The organism is Acidisoma sp. S159 (assembly GCF_009766125.1).
Taxonomy (GTDB): Bacteria; Pseudomonadota; Alphaproteobacteria; order Acetobacterales; family Acetobacteraceae; genus Acidisoma.
The window spans coordinates 183,398-202,327 of sequence record NZ_LMUG01000091.1 but is presented as its reverse complement, the minus strand read 5'-3'; the positions used below and the strand labels follow the sequence as shown (position 1 = coordinate 202,327).

18 protein-coding genes and 1 tRNA gene are annotated in these 18,930 nt (G+C 64.9%); 7 read left to right on the top strand and 12 right to left on the bottom strand.

Translation table 11 applies throughout. From position 1 onward, the window contains the following. Nucleotides 1-76: 76 nt before the first annotated feature. Entirely contained in the window at nt 77-1,153 is a 1,077-nt protein-coding gene (locus GSQ92_RS28150) for a hypothetical protein (protein WP_158806420.1), read from the top strand. Nucleotides 1,154-1,370: 217 nt separating this feature from the next. Continuing rightward, on the top strand, nt 1,371-2,537 hold the full coding sequence (locus tag GSQ92_RS28145) for a Fic family protein (protein ID WP_158806422.1): 1,167 nt from the start codon (nt 1,371-1,373) through the stop codon (nt 2,535-2,537). A 59-nt stretch (nt 2,538-2,596) separates the two neighbouring features. Here the strand turns inward: GSQ92_RS28145 and GSQ92_RS28140 are convergent, their stop codons facing one another. Then, a complete protein-coding gene (locus tag GSQ92_RS28140) occupies nt 2,597-3,013 on the bottom strand; it encodes a DUF423 domain-containing protein (protein WP_158806424.1) in 417 nt (138 codons plus the stop codon). A gap of 81 nt (nt 3,014-3,094) precedes the next feature. On the opposite strand from GSQ92_RS28140, the gene GSQ92_RS28135 reads away from it, so the two are divergent. Together GSQ92_RS28135 and edd are read left to right on the top strand one after the other, a co-directional pair. Further along, nucleotides 3,095-3,171: transfer RNA gene (locus GSQ92_RS28135), tRNA-Pro, on the top strand. 188 nt (nt 3,172-3,359) lie between these two features. Next, the gene (edd, locus tag GSQ92_RS28130) at nt 3,360-5,180 is read left to right on the top strand and encodes a phosphogluconate dehydratase (RefSeq protein WP_158806426.1); all 1,821 of its coding nucleotides are present in this window, start codon (nt 3,360-3,362) and stop codon (nt 5,178-5,180) included. A 179-nt stretch (nt 5,181-5,359) separates the two neighbouring features. Here edd and GSQ92_RS28125 read toward each other — a convergent pair whose 3' ends face one another. From GSQ92_RS28125 to GSQ92_RS28105, 5 genes are all read right to left on the bottom strand, one after another. Further along, entirely contained in the window at nt 5,360-6,529 is a 1,170-nt protein-coding gene (locus GSQ92_RS28125; RefSeq protein ID WP_158806428.1) for a Gfo/Idh/MocA family protein, read from the bottom strand. Nucleotides 6,530-6,820: 291 nt separating this feature from the next. Then, on the bottom strand, nt 6,821-7,888 hold the full coding sequence (locus tag GSQ92_RS28120) for a WD40 repeat domain-containing protein (protein ID WP_158806430.1): 1,068 nt from the start codon (nt 7,886-7,888) through the stop codon (nt 6,821-6,823). Nucleotides 7,889-7,895: 7 nt separating this feature from the next. Then, a complete protein-coding gene (locus GSQ92_RS28115) occupies nt 7,896-8,906 on the bottom strand; it encodes a GTP-binding protein (protein WP_158806431.1) in 1,011 nt (336 codons plus the stop codon). 14 nt (nt 8,907-8,920) lie between these two features. After that, nucleotides 8,921-10,252 carry an O-antigen ligase gene (locus GSQ92_RS28110; protein WP_158806432.1) on the bottom strand — a complete coding sequence of 444 codons (1,332 nt, stop codon included), beginning with the start codon at nt 10,250-10,252 and terminating at the stop codon, nt 8,921-8,923. Further along, entirely contained in the window at nt 10,249-11,385 is a 1,137-nt protein-coding gene (locus GSQ92_RS28105; protein ID WP_158806433.1) for a glycosyltransferase family 4 protein, read from the bottom strand. Before GSQ92_RS28105 ends, GSQ92_RS28110 begins: the two co-directional genes overlap by 4 nt. A gap of 312 nt (nt 11,386-11,697) precedes the next feature. Here GSQ92_RS28105 and GSQ92_RS28100 point away from each other — a divergent pair, with 312 nt between their 5' ends. From GSQ92_RS28100 to GSQ92_RS28090, 3 genes are all read left to right on the top strand, one after another. Next, the gene (locus tag GSQ92_RS28100; RefSeq protein WP_158806434.1) at nt 11,698-12,141 is read left to right on the top strand and encodes a MucR family transcriptional regulator; all 444 of its coding nucleotides are present in this window, start codon (nt 11,698-11,700) and stop codon (nt 12,139-12,141) included. Nucleotides 12,142-12,299: 158 nt separating this feature from the next. Further along, complete coding sequence (locus GSQ92_RS28095; RefSeq protein WP_158806435.1) at nt 12,300-12,827, top strand: Fur family transcriptional regulator; 528 nt, start codon at nt 12,300-12,302, stop codon at nt 12,825-12,827. Beyond that, on the top strand, nt 12,824-13,651 hold the full coding sequence (locus GSQ92_RS28090) for a GNAT family N-acetyltransferase (RefSeq protein ID WP_159014707.1): 828 nt from the start codon (nt 12,824-12,826) through the stop codon (nt 13,649-13,651). The genes GSQ92_RS28095 and GSQ92_RS28090 overlap by 4 nt, the downstream gene beginning before the upstream one ends. A 178-nt stretch (nt 13,652-13,829) precedes the next feature. Here GSQ92_RS28090 and GSQ92_RS28085 read toward each other — a convergent pair whose 3' ends face one another. From GSQ92_RS28085 to rpsM, 6 genes are all read right to left on the bottom strand, one after another. Continuing rightward, nucleotides 13,830-14,813 (bottom strand): RluA family pseudouridine synthase, encoded by a 984-nt coding sequence (locus tag GSQ92_RS28085; RefSeq protein ID WP_158806438.1) that lies wholly within the window; start codon nt 14,811-14,813, stop codon nt 13,830-13,832. Continuing rightward, nucleotides 14,810-16,177, bottom strand: coding sequence for a replication-associated recombination protein A (locus GSQ92_RS28080; protein WP_158806440.1), 1,368 nt, complete (start codon nt 16,175-16,177; stop codon nt 14,810-14,812). The genes GSQ92_RS28085 and GSQ92_RS28080 overlap by 4 nt, the downstream gene beginning before the upstream one ends. Before the next feature lie 217 nt (nt 16,178-16,394). Further along, nucleotides 16,395-16,829, bottom strand: coding sequence for a 50S ribosomal protein L17 (rplQ, locus tag GSQ92_RS28075; protein ID WP_158806442.1), 435 nt, complete (start codon nt 16,827-16,829; stop codon nt 16,395-16,397). Nucleotides 16,830-16,863: 34 nt separating this feature from the next. Beyond that, nucleotides 16,864-17,883, bottom strand: a complete 1,020-nt coding sequence (locus tag GSQ92_RS28070) for a DNA-directed RNA polymerase subunit alpha (RefSeq protein WP_158806444.1) — start codon at nt 17,881-17,883, stop codon at nt 16,864-16,866. Nucleotides 17,884-17,967: 84 nt separating this feature from the next. Beyond that, the gene (gene rpsK / locus GSQ92_RS28065; protein WP_158806446.1) at nt 17,968-18,366 is read right to left on the bottom strand and encodes a 30S ribosomal protein S11; all 399 of its coding nucleotides are present in this window, start codon (nt 18,364-18,366) and stop codon (nt 17,968-17,970) included. A 91-nt stretch (nt 18,367-18,457) separates the two neighbouring features. Then, on the bottom strand, nt 18,458-18,835 hold the full coding sequence (rpsM, locus tag GSQ92_RS28060; RefSeq protein ID WP_158806448.1) for a 30S ribosomal protein S13: 378 nt from the start codon (nt 18,833-18,835) through the stop codon (nt 18,458-18,460). Between the last annotated feature and the right edge of the window lie 95 nt (nt 18,836-18,930).

The following is an 18,930-nucleotide window of genomic DNA, read 5'->3' as shown; positions in this document are numbered from 1 at the left end:
TGACGGTATCCTCCCGCCATCTCCAGAATCACAATGCGCCGAGCCGAAGCAAGCAATTAATGGGTCCTGACCCTAGATGGTTGGCGCAGTGACGGTGAAGGGCGGCGCTCTGGTAGAGATGAATTTCGTGGGGTATCTGCCCCAGCCGCAATCGGCCGGAAAAAGCAACTACGCGAATTTCTTCGGTTCGGGAGCCTCGCTGGGCGCCAGCAGCGTTATCTATGATGGGTCGTCGCTACAGGATTCATCCGTTTCGCCCAACGCATCCCTCTGGATTTTCTCCAATAGTAGCGTAAGCGTGCCGGGCTCGTACAACGCGGTCTACGATGGCACCTTCGGTGACACGGTCACCACAGGCGCCGACAATCAGATGACGTTCCTGCAGGACAATGGTGTGGGGAATGGCACTGTCCTAAACCTCACGTTTGGCAGCAATACAATCTTCGCTGCCGGTGCCGACACCATCAACACCGGCAGCGCCTCTACCTTGATCTTTGCGGGTCGCAACGACGTCAATGTCCACGGCGGCAGCGGCTCCATGTATTTCGTTGGCGGCTCGGGCGCCGTTTCCATCCTCGGTGGTTCCGGGCCGACGACCCTTTTTGGCTCGTACAGCGCCAACACCTTGCTCGAGGCTGGCAGCGGGCAGAACGTGCTTATCGCGGGCGCTGGGCCCGAAAATACGACACTCGTTGGCGGCAGCGGTTCGACTTGGGAATTCGCCAACGGTTCTGGCCCCGTCACGATGTACGCCGGCAATTCTTCCGGCTCCGGCGCTTCCCCCGCTATCTCGATCTTGGTCGGCGTGACTGGCACCGGCCCCGAATTGATGAAGACTGGCAGCGGGAACGCGCTTATCGGCCTGAACGCCGCTGCTGACACGGTTATAGGCGGCTCCGGCGCGTCCACGGTTCTGGGAGGCATCGGCGACGACGTCTATGCTTTCGTCAAAAATCAGACAGAGGGAACCGAAGTCATCCTCGGCTTCAAGGTGGGCAAAGACGCCCTGGTCTTCAGCCCTGGCTACGGCGACAAGCCAGTGGCAAGCGAGACCATCGAGAAAGTGGCGGGCTACGGGACTTCCGACGTCATTCAGCTGACCGACGGAACGACCATTACTCTTATCGGCGTCTCGCATAAGATCGAGACCTAACGCTCTCGCTTCTCCGTTCCTGTTCCTCTGTCATTGAAAGGCCCGCCCAGTGCGGGCCTTTTTTTGCGCGAGAACTGCGTTTGATCTGTGAAGCGGTCGTAGTCCTGAGGCACCTCTGCTCAGTGTTAGGGGCAACTAACGAAAAGCACATGCCGTCCCGCTACATCTGTCAGGCCTGCTGAAGTCGCCATTTGCGGCGAGACGGAGAGAGGGGCGAATGAAGTTAAGCGATCTGTCCGCGGACCGGCGCCGTAGTGTTGTGGATGTTGAAGGCCGGCCCGGCGTCGTGGCACTGGTGCCAGCACCGTTACCGCGTCAAGTTTCGGTGGCGAATGTCCTGCTTCCACTGGAACAGGCGATTTCGGCCCTTGCCATGCTGCGGCTGACGGCCGATGGATTCCCGCTCGCGCGCTCCGCAGAGTTCGTTCTCGGCCGCAGCGAGGCCATAGCTTCCGCCCATTTCGCCCATGAGGATTGCGATCTGGTCAGCCTTCTTGCCTATGAGGCATCTGAGGAGGAGGAACTGCCTGCGGCGAAGCTGCGCCAGGCGGTTAACTGTATCAAAGCGCTGCAATTCGGCATGGGCCAGACCAGCGGTGGCTTTGCCGTCACGCTGTCCTTCCTGCGGGATGCCCACCGCATTGCCACCGGATCGGCCGCCGTCAACGGGATCCCCGGCGAGCTTCGCAGCCGTCAGACATGGATCGGCGGCCACCGCATCGAGGTCGCGCGGTTTGTGCCGCCACCGGCCTCACGGCTGGAACAATGCCTCGCCGACGTCGAGGAGTTCGTCGCCGCGCCGAAGTCAATGCCGCTGATCCTGCAAATCGCTCTGCTCGTCGCACAAGTCGAGGGCATTGCGCCATTCGAGTTCGGCAACGGCATTGTCAGCCGGCTGATCCCCTCATTGATGAGCGCCGGCGCGGGCTATCCGCCGCTCTTCATGTCCGGCTTTCTCTACGAGAACAGACAGGAATACGAGGAAGCGATCGCTGCGGTGCATCTTCGCAATGACTGGGACCGCTGGCTCTCCTTCTTTTTGGATGGCGTGGCGGCCGCCGCGAACCACACGATTAGCACGATCCAGGCGATGGCGCGGCTGCATGCAAAATGGGAAGGCAAGCTCGCTTTTCTCCGCTCCGACTCGCGTGCCAGGGACGTTGCCGGGCTCGCCTTCGGCAATCCCGTCATGACGGTCGGTGGGATCCAGCGGCAACTTGGCGTTTCGTTCCAAACAGCCAATTCGGCCGTCGTCGCGTTGGGCAAGATCGGCATCCTCAGCAGCTTCAACGGAAACCGGCGCGGGCGGGTCTTTGTCGCCGACGATATGCTCCAGCTGCTCGGCTCCGAGCGGAAGCAGGAAGCGTCACTGGTCACCGCCTGACGCCATGCGGGCCGTGCCGGCGGGCGCGGCCCTAGTCCTGTCCAGCCCCGCCGTGGACTTCAGATCACCGCGGGGCTGGCTTTGGGTGCCCTTGAAGAAGGCGCCGTTTTGCGAAGCGCCGAAACGGCCAGCAGAAGCCAGCCGGCCATCAGCAAGAAGCCGCCGGTCGGGGCGACGGCCGACAGCCGAAGCTTCGCGAGCGCCAGGGCGTAGACCGCGCTGCAAAACAGCGGTGTGCCCAACGCGAAGGCCAGTCCCGCAAGCGGGAGCAGGCGCCCCGTTGCACCCTGACCACGCAATAGCGCACCGCAAGCGATCAGCGCGAGCGCGTGCCACATCTGCATCTCGATCGCTGTGTGGACCAGAATGAGATCGCCGGCGGATAGGCGTTGGGGCAGGGCATGCGCGGCCAGCGCCGCGAGGATCACACCCAGCAAGCCGTAAAGGGCTCCGATCCCGATCCAGGCACGATCCATTCTCTGTATCCTCGCGTGATCGTCCTATGCGCCGCGCCGCTTGCCGGGGCGCGCCCCTGCCGCTATATGCCGCCGCTCGGCCGGAGTGTAGCTCAGCCTGGTAGAGCACTGTGTTCGGGACGCAGGGGCCGGAGGTTCGAATCCTCTCACTCCGACCAAAAATCTCAACGGCCCGGCAGTCATCTTCAAACAGTGACCGCTGGGCCGAGCGAACCCTTTGGCGGACGATCTTTCTGAGGGCGCGGCTCCGTCCATGTTTCGCGGGCGGCCTGATGCGTCTTAGCCGCGCTCGGTTCCGCTGCTAGAATGACCTTTGCGTCTGACAGCCGGAGGGTATTGCCCCGCCATGACCACTACTCACGCCCGCATCGCATCCGTCACGGACCGCATTCGTACGCGGAGCGCCGCGTCCCGGGCCGCCTATCTTGTCCGAACGCGCAAGGCCGCGGAAGCACATCCGGCGCGGTCAGGGCTGTCCTGCGCCAATCTCGCCCATGCCTATGCCCCGATGTCGGCGGGTGACAAGCTGCGCCTCGCCAATGGCAGCGCGCCGAATATCGGGATCATCACCTCCTATAACGACATGCTCTCGGCCCATCAGCCCTATGAGCACTACCCGGAGCTTATCCGGCGCGGCGCGAAAGAGGCGGGCGGCGTCGCGCAGGTGGCGGGCGGCGTGCCCGCGATGTGCGACGGCGTGACGCAGGGCAATCCGGGCATGGAAATGTCGCTGTTTTCCCGCGACGTGATTGCCATGAGCACGGCGATCGGGCTGTCACACAACGTCTATGACGCGGCGCTCATGCTGGGCATCTGCGACAAGATCGTGCCGGGACTGGTGATCGGCGCGCTACAATTCGGCCATCTGCCGACGATCTTCGTGCCTGCTGGCCCGATGACCTCAGGCATCTCGAATGCCGAGAAAGCGAAAGTCCGTCAGCAATATGCGATGGGCGAAGTCGGCCGGGAGGCGCTGCTCGATTCCGAGATGAGGGCCTATCACGGGCCCGGCACCTGCACCTTCTACGGTACCGCGAATTCCAATCAGATGCTGATGGAGGTCATGGGCCTACATTTGCCGGGTGCGGCCTTCGTACATCCCAATACGCCGCTGCGCGACGCGCTCACCGCGCATGCCGCGAAGCGCGTGCTGGAGATCTCGGCGCGGGGCAACCAGTACATCCCGATCGCCGAGGTGGTCGATGAACGCGCGGTGGTCAATGGCATCGTGGCTTTGATGGCAACGGGCGGCTCGACGAACCACACGATTCACCTTGTGGCGATGGCGCGTGCCGCTGGCATCCATATCACCTGGGACGATTTCGACGAGATCTCGGCCGCGACCCCGCTGCTGGCGCGTGTCTATCCCAATGGCAAGGCCGACGTGAACCACTTCCACGCCGCGGGCGGTATGGCGCTGCTCATCGGAGAGCTGCTCGACGCTGGGCTGCTACATGAGGACGTGACCACGGTCGCCGGCCGGGGTCTGTCGCATTACCGCACGGAGCCGGTGCTGGAGGATGGCGCGCTGGTCTGGCGCGATGGCGTGAAGGAAAGCGCCGACCCGGCGGTGGTGACTTCGGTGGCGAAGCCGTTTTCGCCCGATGGCGGGCTGCGGCTGATGCAGGGCAATCTTGGCCGTGGTGTCATTAAGGTGTCCGCCGTCACGCCGGAGCATCGGCGGGTGCGGGCGCCGGCGATCGTCTTCGACACGCAGGAGGCGGTGGTGGCGGCGCATAAGCGCGGCGAGCTGCAGCGGAATTTCGTCTGTGTCGTCCGGCATCAAGGGCCGCGGGCGAACGGCATGCCCGAACTCCATCGCCTGACGCCGGTGCTCGGCGCTTTGCAGGACCAGGGCTTCCATGTGGCGCTGGTGACGGATGGGCGGATGTCTGGCGCCTCCGGCAAGGTGCCGATGGTCATCCACCTGTGCCCCGAGGTCATGATGGGCGGCCCGGTCGGCCGGTTGCGCAACGGCGACATGGTGCTGCTGGATGCGGAGGCCGGCCAGTTGAATGCCGAAGTCGCCGCCGGCGAATGGGCGGCTCGCCGGTTGCCCGATTTCCCCGAGGATAGTCTGGCCGAGAGTTTGGGGCGCGACCTCTTCCAGGGCTTGCGGTCCCGGGCGGCGACGGCCGAGGAAGGCGCCTGGAGCTTCGCGGCTTAGCGATAGAATGATCTATTACTGAACCGGGACCAAAAGATCCGTCATGGCATGCGAAGGCATGCCATCCACGCCTTGCCTTGGTTGCGCAAGCAAAAGCGTGGATGCCCGGCCTTCGCCGAGTATGACGGGGTGGAATGAGCACGGCTCAAACCAGAGGCATTCTGCTCCACCGAACAGTCTCAGCCCGGGGGCACCCAGGTTCCGCCTTGGCGGTTCGACTCCAGCGCAGCCCGCACGAAGCGCATTCCGGCGGCGCCTTCCTCGACTGAGGCAACCAGAAGTGACTGCGGAGGCGGAGCGTGGCCTTCGTCGCGCGCCGCGATCTGGTCGGCGACATCTGTGTAGAGCTGGGCGAAAGCCTCGAAATAGCCTTCGGGATGTCCGGCGGGTCCGTGCGGGATATAGGGTGCGGGGACACCAACCACTCCGGGGCCGGCGCGGGTCAAGCGCTGCGGCGGCTCGCCGAAGCGGGTGAAGATCAGCTCGTTGGGCTGTTCCTGTTGCCAGTCCAGCCCGGCTTTCTCGCCATAGATGCGTAAGCGGATACCGTTGTCGTTGCCGGGCGCCACCTGGCTCGCCCAGATCATGCCGCGCGCGCCATCGGCATAGCGTAGGAGCAGGTGGACGTTGTCGTCCAGCTGGCGGCCTGGCCCGAAGCTCGTGAGATCGGCGCAGATTGCTTCCGGTGTGATGCCGCTCGCGAAGCCCGCGAGGTGATAGGCGTGGGTCGCGATATCGCCCAGGCAGCCGCCAGCGCCGGATTGCGCCGGGTCGGTGCGCCAGGCGGCTTGCTTGTGGCCTGTCGCCTCCAGCGACTCGGTCAGCCAGGACTGTACGTATTCGACATTGACGAGGCGCAGCTTGCCGAGCAGGCCGGCGGCGACCATGGCGCGGGCCTGCCGCACCATCGGATAGCCGGCATAGGTGTGGGTGACGGCGAAGAGCCGGCCGGTGCGGCGCCGGGTTTCGACCAGATCCTCGGCCTCCTCGACCGTCATGGTCAGAGGCTTGTCGCAGATGACGTCGAAGCCGGCTTCCATGAAGGCTTTCGCCGGGCCGTAATGAACATTGTTCGGGGTGACGATGGCGACGACGTCGATCCGGTCGGGACGGTTGCGCTCGCCTTCCACCATCGCCTGCCAGGTCTCGTAGCTGCGGTCCGGGGCGAGGTGCGCCTCGCGGCCGCCTTGGCGCGCCCGTTCGGGATTGGAGGAGAGCGCGCCGGCGACGAACTCGTAGCGATCGTCGATCCGGGCGGCGAGGCGATGCACTGGGCCGATGAGGGAGCCCGGGCCGCCGCCAACCATGCCGAGGCGCAGGCGTCGCCGGACTTTGCCGGATTTAGTCATGTGTTCTTCCCCCAAAGCAGATTGGGGATGATGCCTTGCGGGCACGCATGGGGAAAGCGGTCGAGTTTCGCTTTTAGACGGCTAGGATCGAATTCTGAACATTGCCCATTTCTCCACGTCATCCTCCGCGAAGGGGGAGGATCCACGCCTTGCTTGCTTCGTGAAGAAGACGTGGATGGCACGGGGTGCCCCGCACGCCTTCGCGTGACATGATGAATTTCTGGGGTGCGGTTCAAGCCAGAGACATCTCGCCTCAGACCCCGCGATGGGAAGCCCAAGGCAGCCAGCGACTTACTTGTTGCCTTTGCTCAGGTCGATGATCCCCGCGAAGCCCGTCTCCGTGCCGATCGCGAGATGGCTGCCGCCCTCGTTCCAGCTCAAGGCCGAGACGGGGCCGCGGCCCGGTGCCATGACGGGCAGGATGCGGCCGCCCTCGATCTCGCCGAGGATGACGCGGCCATCGGCGAAACCCGCCGCGACGACCTCGCTGCGCGGATTGAAGGCGACGCGGGTGACGACCACGCTGCCGCCGCCCGCGAGTTCGGTGGGTGCCTTGCCCATCGGACCGCCGCCGAAAAAGGGCCAGAGTACGACGGTATCGGCGCCGGATGAGGCGAGCCAGCGGCCGGTGCGGGAGAAGGAGATGGAGAGCGGCTTAGTCGGATAGCCGCTCATCCGCATGTGCTGCCCGTCTGACAGGCGCCAGCCGTGCAGGGAATTTTCCTGCATCGTGGTCACCACCGCCTCGCCATCGGGATGGAGCGAGATGCCAGTGTGGCTGCCCTTCCATTCCAGGCGGCGGGGGGTATCCGTCTTGGCGCCGGTGAACCAGACGCTGGCGCCGTTGTAATGCGAGGCCGCGACGCGTTTGCCGCGCGCGTCGAAGGCGATGCCGGTGACGGTCGAGGGATGTTCCAGCACCTTCAGGCGCTGGCCTGCCGCGTCGAAGACATGGAGCTGGCGGCCGGCGGCGCAGCAGAGCGTGGAGGCATCACGCTCCCGGCCACGCCCCGGCGCGTAGGCCGCGACATGCTCGACCCACTTCGAGCCGAGATCGGCGAGGGTGGTCGATTCGCCAGTCGCCGTGGTGCGGCGGAAGTCGCCGTCGTCGCCGCCGGTCACGATTGCCCCGGCCACGACATCGGACGCCACCGAGAGAATGGCGCCGTCATGGACGACGAAGTTCTTCCAGTCCTCCTTGGGTTCGCCGAGGCTCGCGAAATGCAGGCTGCCGTCACCCAGCGCGAAAGCCGCGAATTCGCCGCCGCGCTCAAAGGCGGCGCCGACGACATAGGCGTCAAGCATTCGGTGGGCGCCGCGCGTTTGGAGGAGCGTTTCGGCGTCCAGCGTCTGGCTCATGCGTGCCTCAGGCGACTTGGCAGGATTCGAAGCCGCGACGCAGCTGCGGGCGATTGAGATCGCGGCCGATGAAGACCAGGCGGCTTTGCCTCGGTTCGTCATCCTTCCAGGGGCCGATGAAGTCACCGTCGGCGATCATGTGGACGGCCTGGAACGCGTAGCGGCGGCTCTCGCCGGCATAGTCCAGGATGCCCTTGGTGCGCAGGATGTCTCCGCCCTTGGCGTTAAGCAGCGCGCCGATCCAGCTGTTGAACTTCTGCGGGTCGATCGGGCGCGAGACGGTGAAGCTCATGCTCGCGATGTCTTCGTTGTGCTCGTGCTCGTCCGATTCAAGGAAGTCGGGGTCAAGGGCGAGGATGCGGCTGAGGTCGAAGGCGTTGCGGCCGAGCACGGCATCCACCGGCACGCCCGAACGCTCGCTGCGGATAATCGGCGCGAGGGCGTTGATGGCCCGGATGCGGGCCTCCACCGCCGTCAGTTCCTGATGCGTCACCAGGTCGATCTTGTTGAGCAGGATGACATCCGCGAAAGCGATCTGCGCGGCGGCCTCGGCGCTGTCGGCGAGGCGGGCGGGCAGGTTCTTCGCATCCACCACAGTCACGATCGCATCGAGCCGGGCGCGGGCGCGAACGCCCTCATCGACGAAGAAGGTCTGCGCGACGGGGGCCGGATTGGCGAGGCCGGTGGTCTCGATGATGATGCCGTCGAACCGCTCCTTGCGCTTCATGAGGCCGCCGAGGATGCGGATGAGATCGCCGCGCACGGTGCAGCAGATGCAGCCGTTGTTCATCTCGAAGACTTCCTCGTCGGCATCGACCACGAGGTCGTTATCGACGCCGAGTTCGCCGAACTCGTTCACGATCACCGCGTATTTCTTGCCGTGCTTCTCGGTCAGGATGCGGTTGAGCAGCGTGGTTTTGCCCGCGCCGAGATAGCCAGTGAGCACGGTGACCGGGATGAGATCGGTCACGCTGGCGGCGGCGGCATTGAGGGCGGCGGCTTGATTGGTGTCTGGCATTGTCTCGGCTCCGGTCACGGACGGGAAGGCGCGCTACCTGATATAGGCGGCACTAACGTTTGGGGCGAGGGCTCGGCTACGCGTCGCCAGCGCGCTTCTGCCAATCCCCAGCCGAGGATGACAAAGAAATAGCCGCTTACCGGCAGGCTGGTGAAGGCGCTGGTGGAGGCGATCGGCCAAAGATGAATGAGGGCGGCGATGAAAAGCCCGGCTCGCAGCGCATCCGGGCGGCGCCACAGCCCTCTTCCCATATCGCGGAGCCAGACGAGGCCGAGGAGGCCGAACAGTACGAGGCCGGGATAGCCGCCATCGGTGCTGGCCTGCAGGTAGAAATTATGCGGGTGCTGTTTGCAGATGTCGGGACCCATGCCGATGTCGGCGACTTCCGGATATTGCCAGCCACGGAAATAGCGATGCATCGGGCAGCCGGTGCGGAAACCGTCGAAGCCACGGCCGAACCACGGGTGCTGTTCGGTAATCTCATCCCCTCGCCTGAGCAGATAGCCGTAGGGCGTGGTTTTGAAGTGCTCCATCTGGGTCGTGAACTTCTCGACCAGCCGGTAGTAGGTCGGTGGCGAGATGACCGGGGAGGCGGCGAGGACGATGCCTCCGGCCACGAGCGCTGCGATGGCGACGAGACGGAGGCGTGGCAGCAGGAGTGCCGCGACGATGAGGCCGAGCGCCGTCAGAAGGACCGGCATGCGCTGGCCGATGAGCACCATCACGGCGATGCCAAGGGCGGCGAGCACGACGCCAGCGAACCGCGCGATCCAGCTAGGCCTGGCGATCAGCGCCATAACCGGGGGCAGGAGCGCCGGGAACAAGATGCGGATGAGCTCCGGACCGGCGCGCGGCTTGAAGAAGGGGCCAGTCAGTTCGCCATCGACCCAGCGGCCGAAGCCGAAGAAGTTGCGGCCGGTAGCGTATTGGTAGAGGCATTGGATGCCGATATAGGCCGCGACCGCTTGCACCATCCGGAGCAGCCAGAGGCGATGGCGGGGATCGCGCAGGAAGCGATGCTCCAGCGCGGCGGCGAAGACCAGGAATCGCACCATCGCCGCCGCTTGGCCAAAGACATGCCAGCTTCCCTGCAACAAGGGCGGCAGCGGCAGCGAACACAGCATCTCCCAGCCCCACCAGGCGATGGCGAAAGGCACCCAGCCGAGCCGCAGCCAGCGCCAATGTCCTTCCCGCGCGCATTGCAGCAGGAAGAGGAGTGCCACGACGCTGATGAGTGCATCGGCAAGCGCGCGCGCATTGAGCAGCGCGGGCGTCACCAGCAGCAGCGCCACAAGGGCAACGCGGTCGGTGGCAAGGAGGAAGCGGGGAGAGAGAGAGCGGGTCACGGCTGAAGCATATCCGTCCTTATGCGATCCAGCAGCGCGCGGGCCGGGACCAGATCGTAATTCGCGGCCCGTTGCCGACCCGCTTCCGCGAGCCTTTCCCGCAGCGAGATATCCCGGGCGAGCAACAGAATGGCTTCCGCCACCGCCGCCGGATCCTCGGGATCGGCGATGAGCGCCGTGCCTTCGGCCAGTTCTCCCAAACCACCACGGCTTGAGGTGACGAGGGCGGAGCCGGAGGCCATGGCTTCCAAAGCCGTTAGTCCGAAGGGCTCTTGCCAGCGGCTGGGCACCACCGCAATGGCGGCTCGGCTCAGTGCGGTCATGACATCTCCATGATTTCGGAAGCCGAGCAGGGAGACACCGGCCTCTGCCGCCGATCGCCGGAGGCCTCGGGTAAAGGGTGTTTCAGGGCTGTCGGGGCGGAAGCGGTCGGCGCCAATCATGTCGGCGCGCCAGCCCGGCAGTTGCGGCAAAGCGAGCGCACAGGCGGCGACGAAAATATCGGCGCCCTTATCGGCCACGAGGCGGCCAGCGAAGAGGATCGTGGGCTCGCGTTCCGTTGTCGGCAGCAGTGTCGGAAGCGCCGCGAGGTCGAGGGAATTGGGGAGGATCTCGGGTGCCCGTACATCTGTTACGCCCTCCATCCAGCAATCCCGCAGAAAAGCCGAGACGCAGATTATCCGGCCCAGCTTTCGCGACAGAGCCGCGCGCCGGCGCGGCGAGGAGGCGCCTCGCATCCGGCGCGGATCATTGTGCAGAAACAGGGCCATCCGGTGAGCGGGAAACCGGCGACAGATGCGCGCCGCGACGTCCGGCCGGTTGTGTATCTCAACCAGGTCGGGCGCGAGCGCGTCGAGCGTTCGGAGGATGCCGCGCGCGTAACGGCTCGTTGCGCCGCCAAACCATCCCGAGTTATCGATGCGCTTGAACGGAACGGCGAAAACAGCGCCCGGCTTAGCTACACCTAGAACGACAACGCTGAACCGAGACTGCGCTGCGGCATTGACACCCGCGAGCCTGGCTTGAAGGAGACCAATCGCACCAGCGGTGTCAGGACCAAATCCCTCACGCGGCGGAAGGACCACTGCGACATGCATCGTCCCCGGAAGCTTCTCTGAGGACGCAATGTTCAAAGTTCGTTCCCTTGGGTAAAGCGCGCGGTGCTTAGGCATTACGTCGTCTGAGGCTCGTGTACGAGATCCAGATCGCAACCACGTCTTTTACTATTTGATACTACGCAAGATATTACTTGAAGAGGCTGGATTGCATTGATTCCACCGAGTTGATCTGCTTATAAAGCCTTCAGCGAATTAGCGAATCCAGTCGCGAACGTCATCAGGCAAATCCTGACATCTTCTGGAACAACGTTGCGGGGGCTCCGGTTGATGTCGGTGCTCAGAACCCACTGGGCCAGGTAAACGTGGCCGCGATATGGAGAGAGACGAATGTCTGACGAGACTGCCCATGCCGACGTCCTTGAATGGACGGCTCAGATCGTTTCTGCCCACGCATCGAATAATACCATCCCCCCCGACGCCCTTCCCAGCCTGATCCAGGACGTCTATCGCGCCCTGCTTGGGCTCGGCGCGCAGCCCGAGGTTATCGAGAAGCCACAGCCGGCGGTACCGGTGAAGAAATCCGTATTTGGCGACTACATCGTCTGCCTTGAAGACGGCAAGAAACTGAAGATGCTGAAGCGCCATCTCAAGACCGCCTACAACATGGATCCCGACCAGTATCGCGAACGCTGGGGCCTGCCGCCCGACTATCCCATGGTCGCGCCGAACTACGCGCGTCAGCGCTCCTCGCTCGCCAAGAAAATCGGACTCGGAACCAAGCCGCGCACCTCCATGAAGCCGGCCATCGGCAAGAGCGCGCGCGGCGGCTGAGCGTCCGGCGCTATGCCGGGCACTCAGCCTCGCTTATAACTAGCGGGATGAGGACCGCTTCCGTCCCCCCGCTTTCGACTGCGCCGGCCCAGGACCGGCCCTCGGAGGTCGCGCGTCCTGCCGCCGGCAAGGCCGGCGCCGTATCGGCGAGCCATGCGATGAACTCGCGCATCGAGCGCCTCTGCATCGAGAAGGGTCTGAAGATGACGGGGCAGCGCCGCGTCATCGCGCAGGTGTTGTCGGAGGCCGGCGACCACCCCGATGTCGAGGAGCTGTACCGGCGTGCGGTGGCGCAAGACAGCAAGATGTCGATCGCTACCGTCTACCGCACGGTCCGGCTGCTGGAAGAGAACGGCATCCTGGAACGGCGCGACTTCGGTGGCGGCCGCGCACGCTACGAGCCGACGAGCCCCGGCCCGCATCACCACCTCGTGGATGTCGATACCGGCCGGGTCATTGAGTTTACTGATCCGGAACTTGAGCAGGCGATCAGGGCGATCGCCGGGCGGCTCGGTTTCGACCTCGCTTCTCATAGGCTTGAGCTGTTCGGCCATCGGCGCATCGACCGGCCGTCGGAAGGTGCGGCGCGGAAGGCACAGCGCCGCGCGGCGCGCGAGGAGGCAGCCAAGGCCGTGCCGGTGGCTGGCGATGATGCGGATCTGAGTCCGCGGGATCCGGCGTCGTGAGCACGACCGACGATCTATCCGAGGCTCTGGCGGCGCGGCATGTCGGTATTGGGGAGCTTCGGGCCGGAAATCTGGGACTGCGGATCGCCCGGGCGGATTGGGAGATCGATGCGGCGCAGGCGCTGCGCTACCGCGTGTTCTACGAGGAAATGGGCGCCTTGCCCGATCCCGTCGTGCTGGCCTCGGGCCGCGACCGCGATGCTTATGACGCCGTGGCCGATCACCTGCTGGTGGTGGATCACGACCTCGGCGATGGCCGTGAAAGCGTGGTGGGGACCTATCGCCTCATTCGCGAAAGCGCCGCGAAGACGGTCGGCCGGTTTTACACCGCCGGCGAATACGACATCGGCGTGCTGGAGCGTTTTCCGGGGCAGGTACTGGAACTTGGCCGGTCTTGCGTGGACAGCGCCTATCGCGGGCGCGCGGCGATGCAACTGCTATGGCGCGGCATCGCCGCCTATATCTTCATCCACAACATCGATCTCATGTTCGGCTGCGCGAGCCTGCCGGGCACGGATGTCGATGTTCTAGCGCCTGACCTGACTTACCTGTTCGCCAACCATCTCGCGCCGCCGGCCATCAGGCTGCGCGCCTTGCCCGAGCGCTATGTCGATATGCAGCGCATGGACCCCGAGGCGATCGATTCGCGCAGCGTGCTGGCCGGACTGCCGCCGCTCATCAAGGGCTATCTCCGGCTCGGCGGTTTCGTGGGAGATGGGGCGGTGATCGACCATCAGTTCAACACAACGGATGTCGCGGTGGTGGTGCAGAGCGATCTCGTCACGGATAAATACTACCGCCACTTCGGCCGCGACCTGCGTTAGGCGGGGCTCGTCTCTGATTTGAACCGTGGTCGATCCACCAACGTCATGCTCGGCGAAGGCCGGGCATCCACGCCTTTGCTTGCGTGACGAAGAGGAAGGCGTGGATGGCACGCCTTCGCGTACCATGACGGATCTCTGGGTCGCGGTTCAGCATTAGATCATCACGCGTTAGTCGGCTCTACCGCTCCCACTTCGCAGCTGGTGCCGCGGGAATGGGAAAGCCGAGCTGGCCGAAGGTTTCGGCCATGTGCGCCGGCGGTGGCACGGCCACGCTGAGCGTGCCGCCAGCCGGATGCGGCAGGGTCAAGGCGCGGGCGTGCAGATGGAGCGGACCGGCGACGGTCTCCATGTTGGATTCGCCGCCATAGGCCATGTCGCCGAGAATCGGATGGCCGATCGCGGCGCAATGCACCCGGAGCTGATGGGTGCGCCCGGTCTCGGGATAGAGGCCGAGCCAACTGAACTTGCGGCCGGCATGATCGAGCGTCTCGAATTCCGTGACGGCGCGGGTCGCCTCGGGATCCTTGGGATGGGCGATGGCGCTTCTGGCCCCGCCCAAACCTTGCGTGCGGGTAAGGGCCAGGTCGATCCGGCCCTCCATTGGGATCGGCAGACCATGCACGACGGCCCAATAGGTCTTCTTGACGCTCCGCCCGCGAAAAGCGGCGGCGAGTTTGGCGGCGGTGCCGGGCGTCCGCGCGAGTAGCAGAGCGCCCGAGGTGTCGCGATCGAGGCGATGGACGAGCCTCGGCCGGTCCGGCGCGCCGAAACGAAAGCCGTCGAGCAGGCCGTCGAGATGATGGGTGATGCCGGGGCCGCCTTGGGTCGGGAGGCCCGGCGGCTTGTCGATGACGATGACCCAGTCGTCCTGATAGACGACCATGCGGGCGAGGTCCTTGAGTGTTCGCTCGTCTAGTGCGCGGGGCGTGCGCTCCGTTGGCGCCTCAGTCGCATTGAGGGCGGGGGGCGGCACGCGCACTTCCTGGCCGGCAACCAGGCGCAAAGATGTCGGCGCGCGCTTGCCATCGACGCGGATCTGGCCAGTGCGGCAGAGCTTCTCGATGGCGCCTTGCGACAAGCCCGGATAGTGGCGGCGGAACCAGCGGTCGAGACGGATCTCGGCCTCGTCCTCGGTGACCTGGCGCGTGGTGACGAGGCTCATTGGCCGGCCTGCCGTTCGGCGCGGAGCTTGGCCCAGTGTGAGAGGCGGCGGCCGATCTCGCGTTCCAGCCCACGGTCGGTCGGGCTGTAGAAGCTTCCCCGCTCCATCCCGTCCGGAAAGTAGTTCTGGCCGGAGAAAGCCTCCTCCTCGCCATGATCGTATTCGTAACCCGCGCCATAGCCGAGCTCGCGCATGAGTTTGGTGGGGGCGTTGCGAATATGAGCCGGCGGCATGAGGCTGCCGGTGGCCTTGGCGGCGCGTTGGGCCGCGCCAAAGGCGGCATAGACCGCGTTCGATTTCGGCGCGGTGCCGAGGTAGACGACAGCTTGCGCCAAGGCGAGTTCCCCTTCGGGGCTGCCCAGCCGCTCGTAGGTTTCCCAGGCGTGCAGCGTGAGGGTGAGAGCCTGCGGATCGGCCATGCCGATATCCTCGGCGGCGAAGCGCAGCAGGCGGCGCGCGATATAGCGCGGATCCTCGCCGCCCGTCAGCATGCGGGCGAACCAATAGAGCGCCGCGTCAGGGTCCGAGCCGCGCAGCGACTTATGCAGTGCGGAGATGAGGTTGTAGTGCTCCTCGCGATCCTTGTCGTAGAGCGCGGCGCGTTTGGACAGCAGATCGGCGAGTGCCGCCGCATCCATCTCGGGCGTGTCGTCAGGCAGTGAGAAAAGCTGTTCGGCCATATTGAGCAGATAGCGGCCGTCGCCATCCGACATCGCGGCGAGGCTGGCGCGCGCCTCGGCATCGAGCGGAAGGGCGCGTCCGACCTCGGTTTCCGCCCGCGCGAGAAGCTGGCCGAGCGCCGCATCGTCGAGCCGGCGGAGGACAAGAACCTGGCAGCGCGAGAGGAGGGCGCCGTTCAGGGCGAAGGACGGATTCTCGGTCGTGGCGCCGATCAGGGTGACGATGCCTTCCTCGACCACGGGCAGAAAGGCGTCCTGCTGGGCGCGGTTGAAGCGGTGGATTTCATCGACGAAGAGCAGGGTGCCCTGGCCGGTACGACGGTGGCGCGCGGCGTCCTCGAAGACCCGCTTGAGGTCGGCGACGCCCGAGAAGACGGCGGAAATCTGCGAGAAGAGGAGATCGGCCTGTTCGGCGATGAGGCGCGCGATGGTGGTTTTGCCGACACCCGGCGGTCCCCACAGGATGAGCGAGGCGAGCGAGCCGCGCGCGAGCATGCGGGTAACGGTGCCTTGGGGTCCCAGGAGATGATCCTGGCCGGTGACATCGGCGAGCGTCGCGGGCCGCAGCCGGTCGGCGAGGGGACGCGGCTTCGCGTTGCCGCCACGACGGTGGGACGTCGGAGAGGTGGCGGCGGGTTCGGCTTCGGCACCGAAGAGGTCGGGGGAAGCTGGCGCGCGAGACACTACTGACCTCTCCTCGTCCACATCGTCATGCTCGTCCTTGTCACATCGTCATGCTCGGCGAAGGCCGAGCATCCACGCCTTTGCTCGCCCCACCAAGAAGGCGTGGATGGCACGCCTTCGCGTGCCATGACGATGAGCGGGGATGAACCGTGGTCTGAAACGAAAAAGGCGGACCTTTGCGGGTCCGCCTTTTTCAGTCGTATCGGCTGCCGAAAAATCAATCCTCGGCGGTCGGGGACTGGGCGTCAGCGTTGACTTCCTGCACCGGGCCGCTGTCCTGGCCTTTGGCGGAAGGGTCACGCTCGACCAGTTCGATCACCGCCATGTCGGCGGCGTCACCGTAGCGGACGCCGGCCTTCAGGACGCGGGTATAACCGCCCTGCCGCGTCTTGTAGCGCTCGGCGAGCGCCACGAAGAGCTTGCTGACGATGATGTCGTCCTGCAGCAGCGACAGCGCCTGGCGGCGGGCGTGCAGACCGCCGCGCTTGCCGAGCGTGATGAGCCGCTCGGCGACCGGCCGAAGCTCCTTCGCCTTGGGCAGCGTGGTGGTGATCTGCTCGTGCTTCAGCAGGGCCACGGCCATGTTGCGGAACATGGCCTTCCGATGGGTGGAGGTAACGTTGAGCTTTCGCCCGTGTACACCGTGACGCATGGTTTCAGTCCTTTGACCTTTGCGTGCCTAAACTTCAGAACGGCTCTTCGAGGCGACGCGCGAGGTCCTCGATATTCTCAGGCGGCCACCCCGGCACGTTCATGCCGAGCGCGAGGCCCATCGCCGTAAGCACTTCCTTGATCTCGTTCAGAGATTTGCGGCCGAAGTTCGGTGTCCGCAGCATCTCCTGCTCGCTCTTCTGAACGAGGTCGCCGATATAGACGATATTGTCGTTCTTCAGGCAGTTCGCGCTACGCACCGACAGCTCAAGCTCATCGACCTTGCGAAGCAGGTTGCGGTTGAACGGCAGGTCGTCCTGCTGCTCTTCCAGGCGAAGCTGCTGCGGCTCATCGAAGTTGATGAAGAGCTGAAGCTGGTCCTGCAGGATACGGGCAGCGAGGGCCACCGCATCCTCAGGCGTCACTGCGCCGTTGGTCTCCAGCGTGAGCAGGAGCTTGTCATAGTCGGTAACCTGACCGACGCGGGTCGGCTCGACCTTGTAGGAGACGCGCTTGACCGGCGAGTAGATCGAATCGACCGGGATCAGCCCAATCGGCGCATCCTCGGGGCGGTTCGCGCTGGCGGCGACATAGCCCTTGCCGATGTTGACCGTGAACTCCATGCCCAGCTTCACACCCTCGTCGAGGGTGCAGATGACGAGTTCCGGGTTCATGATCTCGATATCATGGCCGGTCTGGATCTGCTCGGCGCGCACTTCGCCGGGGCCAACGGCCGAGAGCATCATCCGCTTCGGGCCTTCGCCGTGCATGCGAAGCGCCAATTGCTTCACGTTCAGCACGATATCCGTCACGTCCTCACGAACGCCGGGGATGGTGCTGAATTCATGAAGCACGCCGTCGATCTGGAGTGCCGTCACCGCGGCGCCCTGCAGGGAGGAGAGCAGGATGCGGCGGATCGCGTTGCCGAGCGTCATGCCGAAGCCGCGCTCTAGCGGCTCCGCCACCACGGTGGCGACGCAGGAGGGATCGTTACCCGGCTCGAACTCGAGCTTCTCGGGCTTGATCAGCGATTCCCAATTTCTCTGCAATACCACGTTCGCCTCTTGTAACAACAGACCGGGCGCGGCCCCTATCGAAGACGGGGACCGCGCCGCGGTGAATGAACGCAATCGAAAAGCTTAGACGCGACGGCGCTTGCGGGGGCGGCAGCCATTATGCGGCACGGCGGTACGATCGCGGATGGAACTCACCTGGAAGCCGACGGTCTGCAGCGCACGCAGCGCGCTCTCACGGCCCGAACCGGGACCGCTGACCTCGATCTCCAAGGTCTCCATGCCATGGTCGCGGGCCTTGCGACCGGCATCCTCGGCGGCGACCTGGGCGGCATAGGGCGTGGACTTGCGGCTGCCCTTGAAGCCCTGGCTACCGGCGGACGACCAGGCGATGGTGTTGCCCTGGGCATCCGTGATTGTCACGACAGTGTTGTTGAAGGTTGCGGCAACATGAGCCACACCCGAGCTGATGTTCTTGCGCTCTTTCTTACGGGGGCGAGAAGAGCTCGCGGCGGGCTTCGCCATGGATATTCCTGTCTATCTGAAGCGCCCACCGCAGCGGAGGAGCCGCGCGCGGCGAGGCGATAATTAAAGAAGCCGAGACCCCGAGGCGCCTCTACTTCGTGACCTTCTTCTTACCGGCGATCGCCACGGCCTTGCCCTTGCGGGTGCGGGCATTGGTGTGGGTGCGCTGGCCGCGAACCGGCAGTCCGCGACGATGACGGAGGCCGCGATAGCAACCCAGATCCATCAGGCGCTTGATGTTCATCGCGACTTCGCGGCGAAGATCGCCTTCGACCCGGATCTCACGGTCGATCAGCTCACGGATCTTCAGCACTTCGTCGTCCGAGAGCTGGTTCACGCGACGCTCGGACGCGATGCCGAGGCGGGTGCAGATGTCCAGCGCCTTGGTCGGACCGATGCCGTAGATATAACGCAGGCTAATCACAACCCGCTTATTGGTCGGGATATTGACCCCGGCGATGCGCGCCACGATGAAACACTCCTCAAGCGCCGAGCGCTCACGCGGTCGGCTGATCAATCCCGGAATGGCCGAGAAAAAAGGCCCGTCGGGGGAAAACCCCCTCG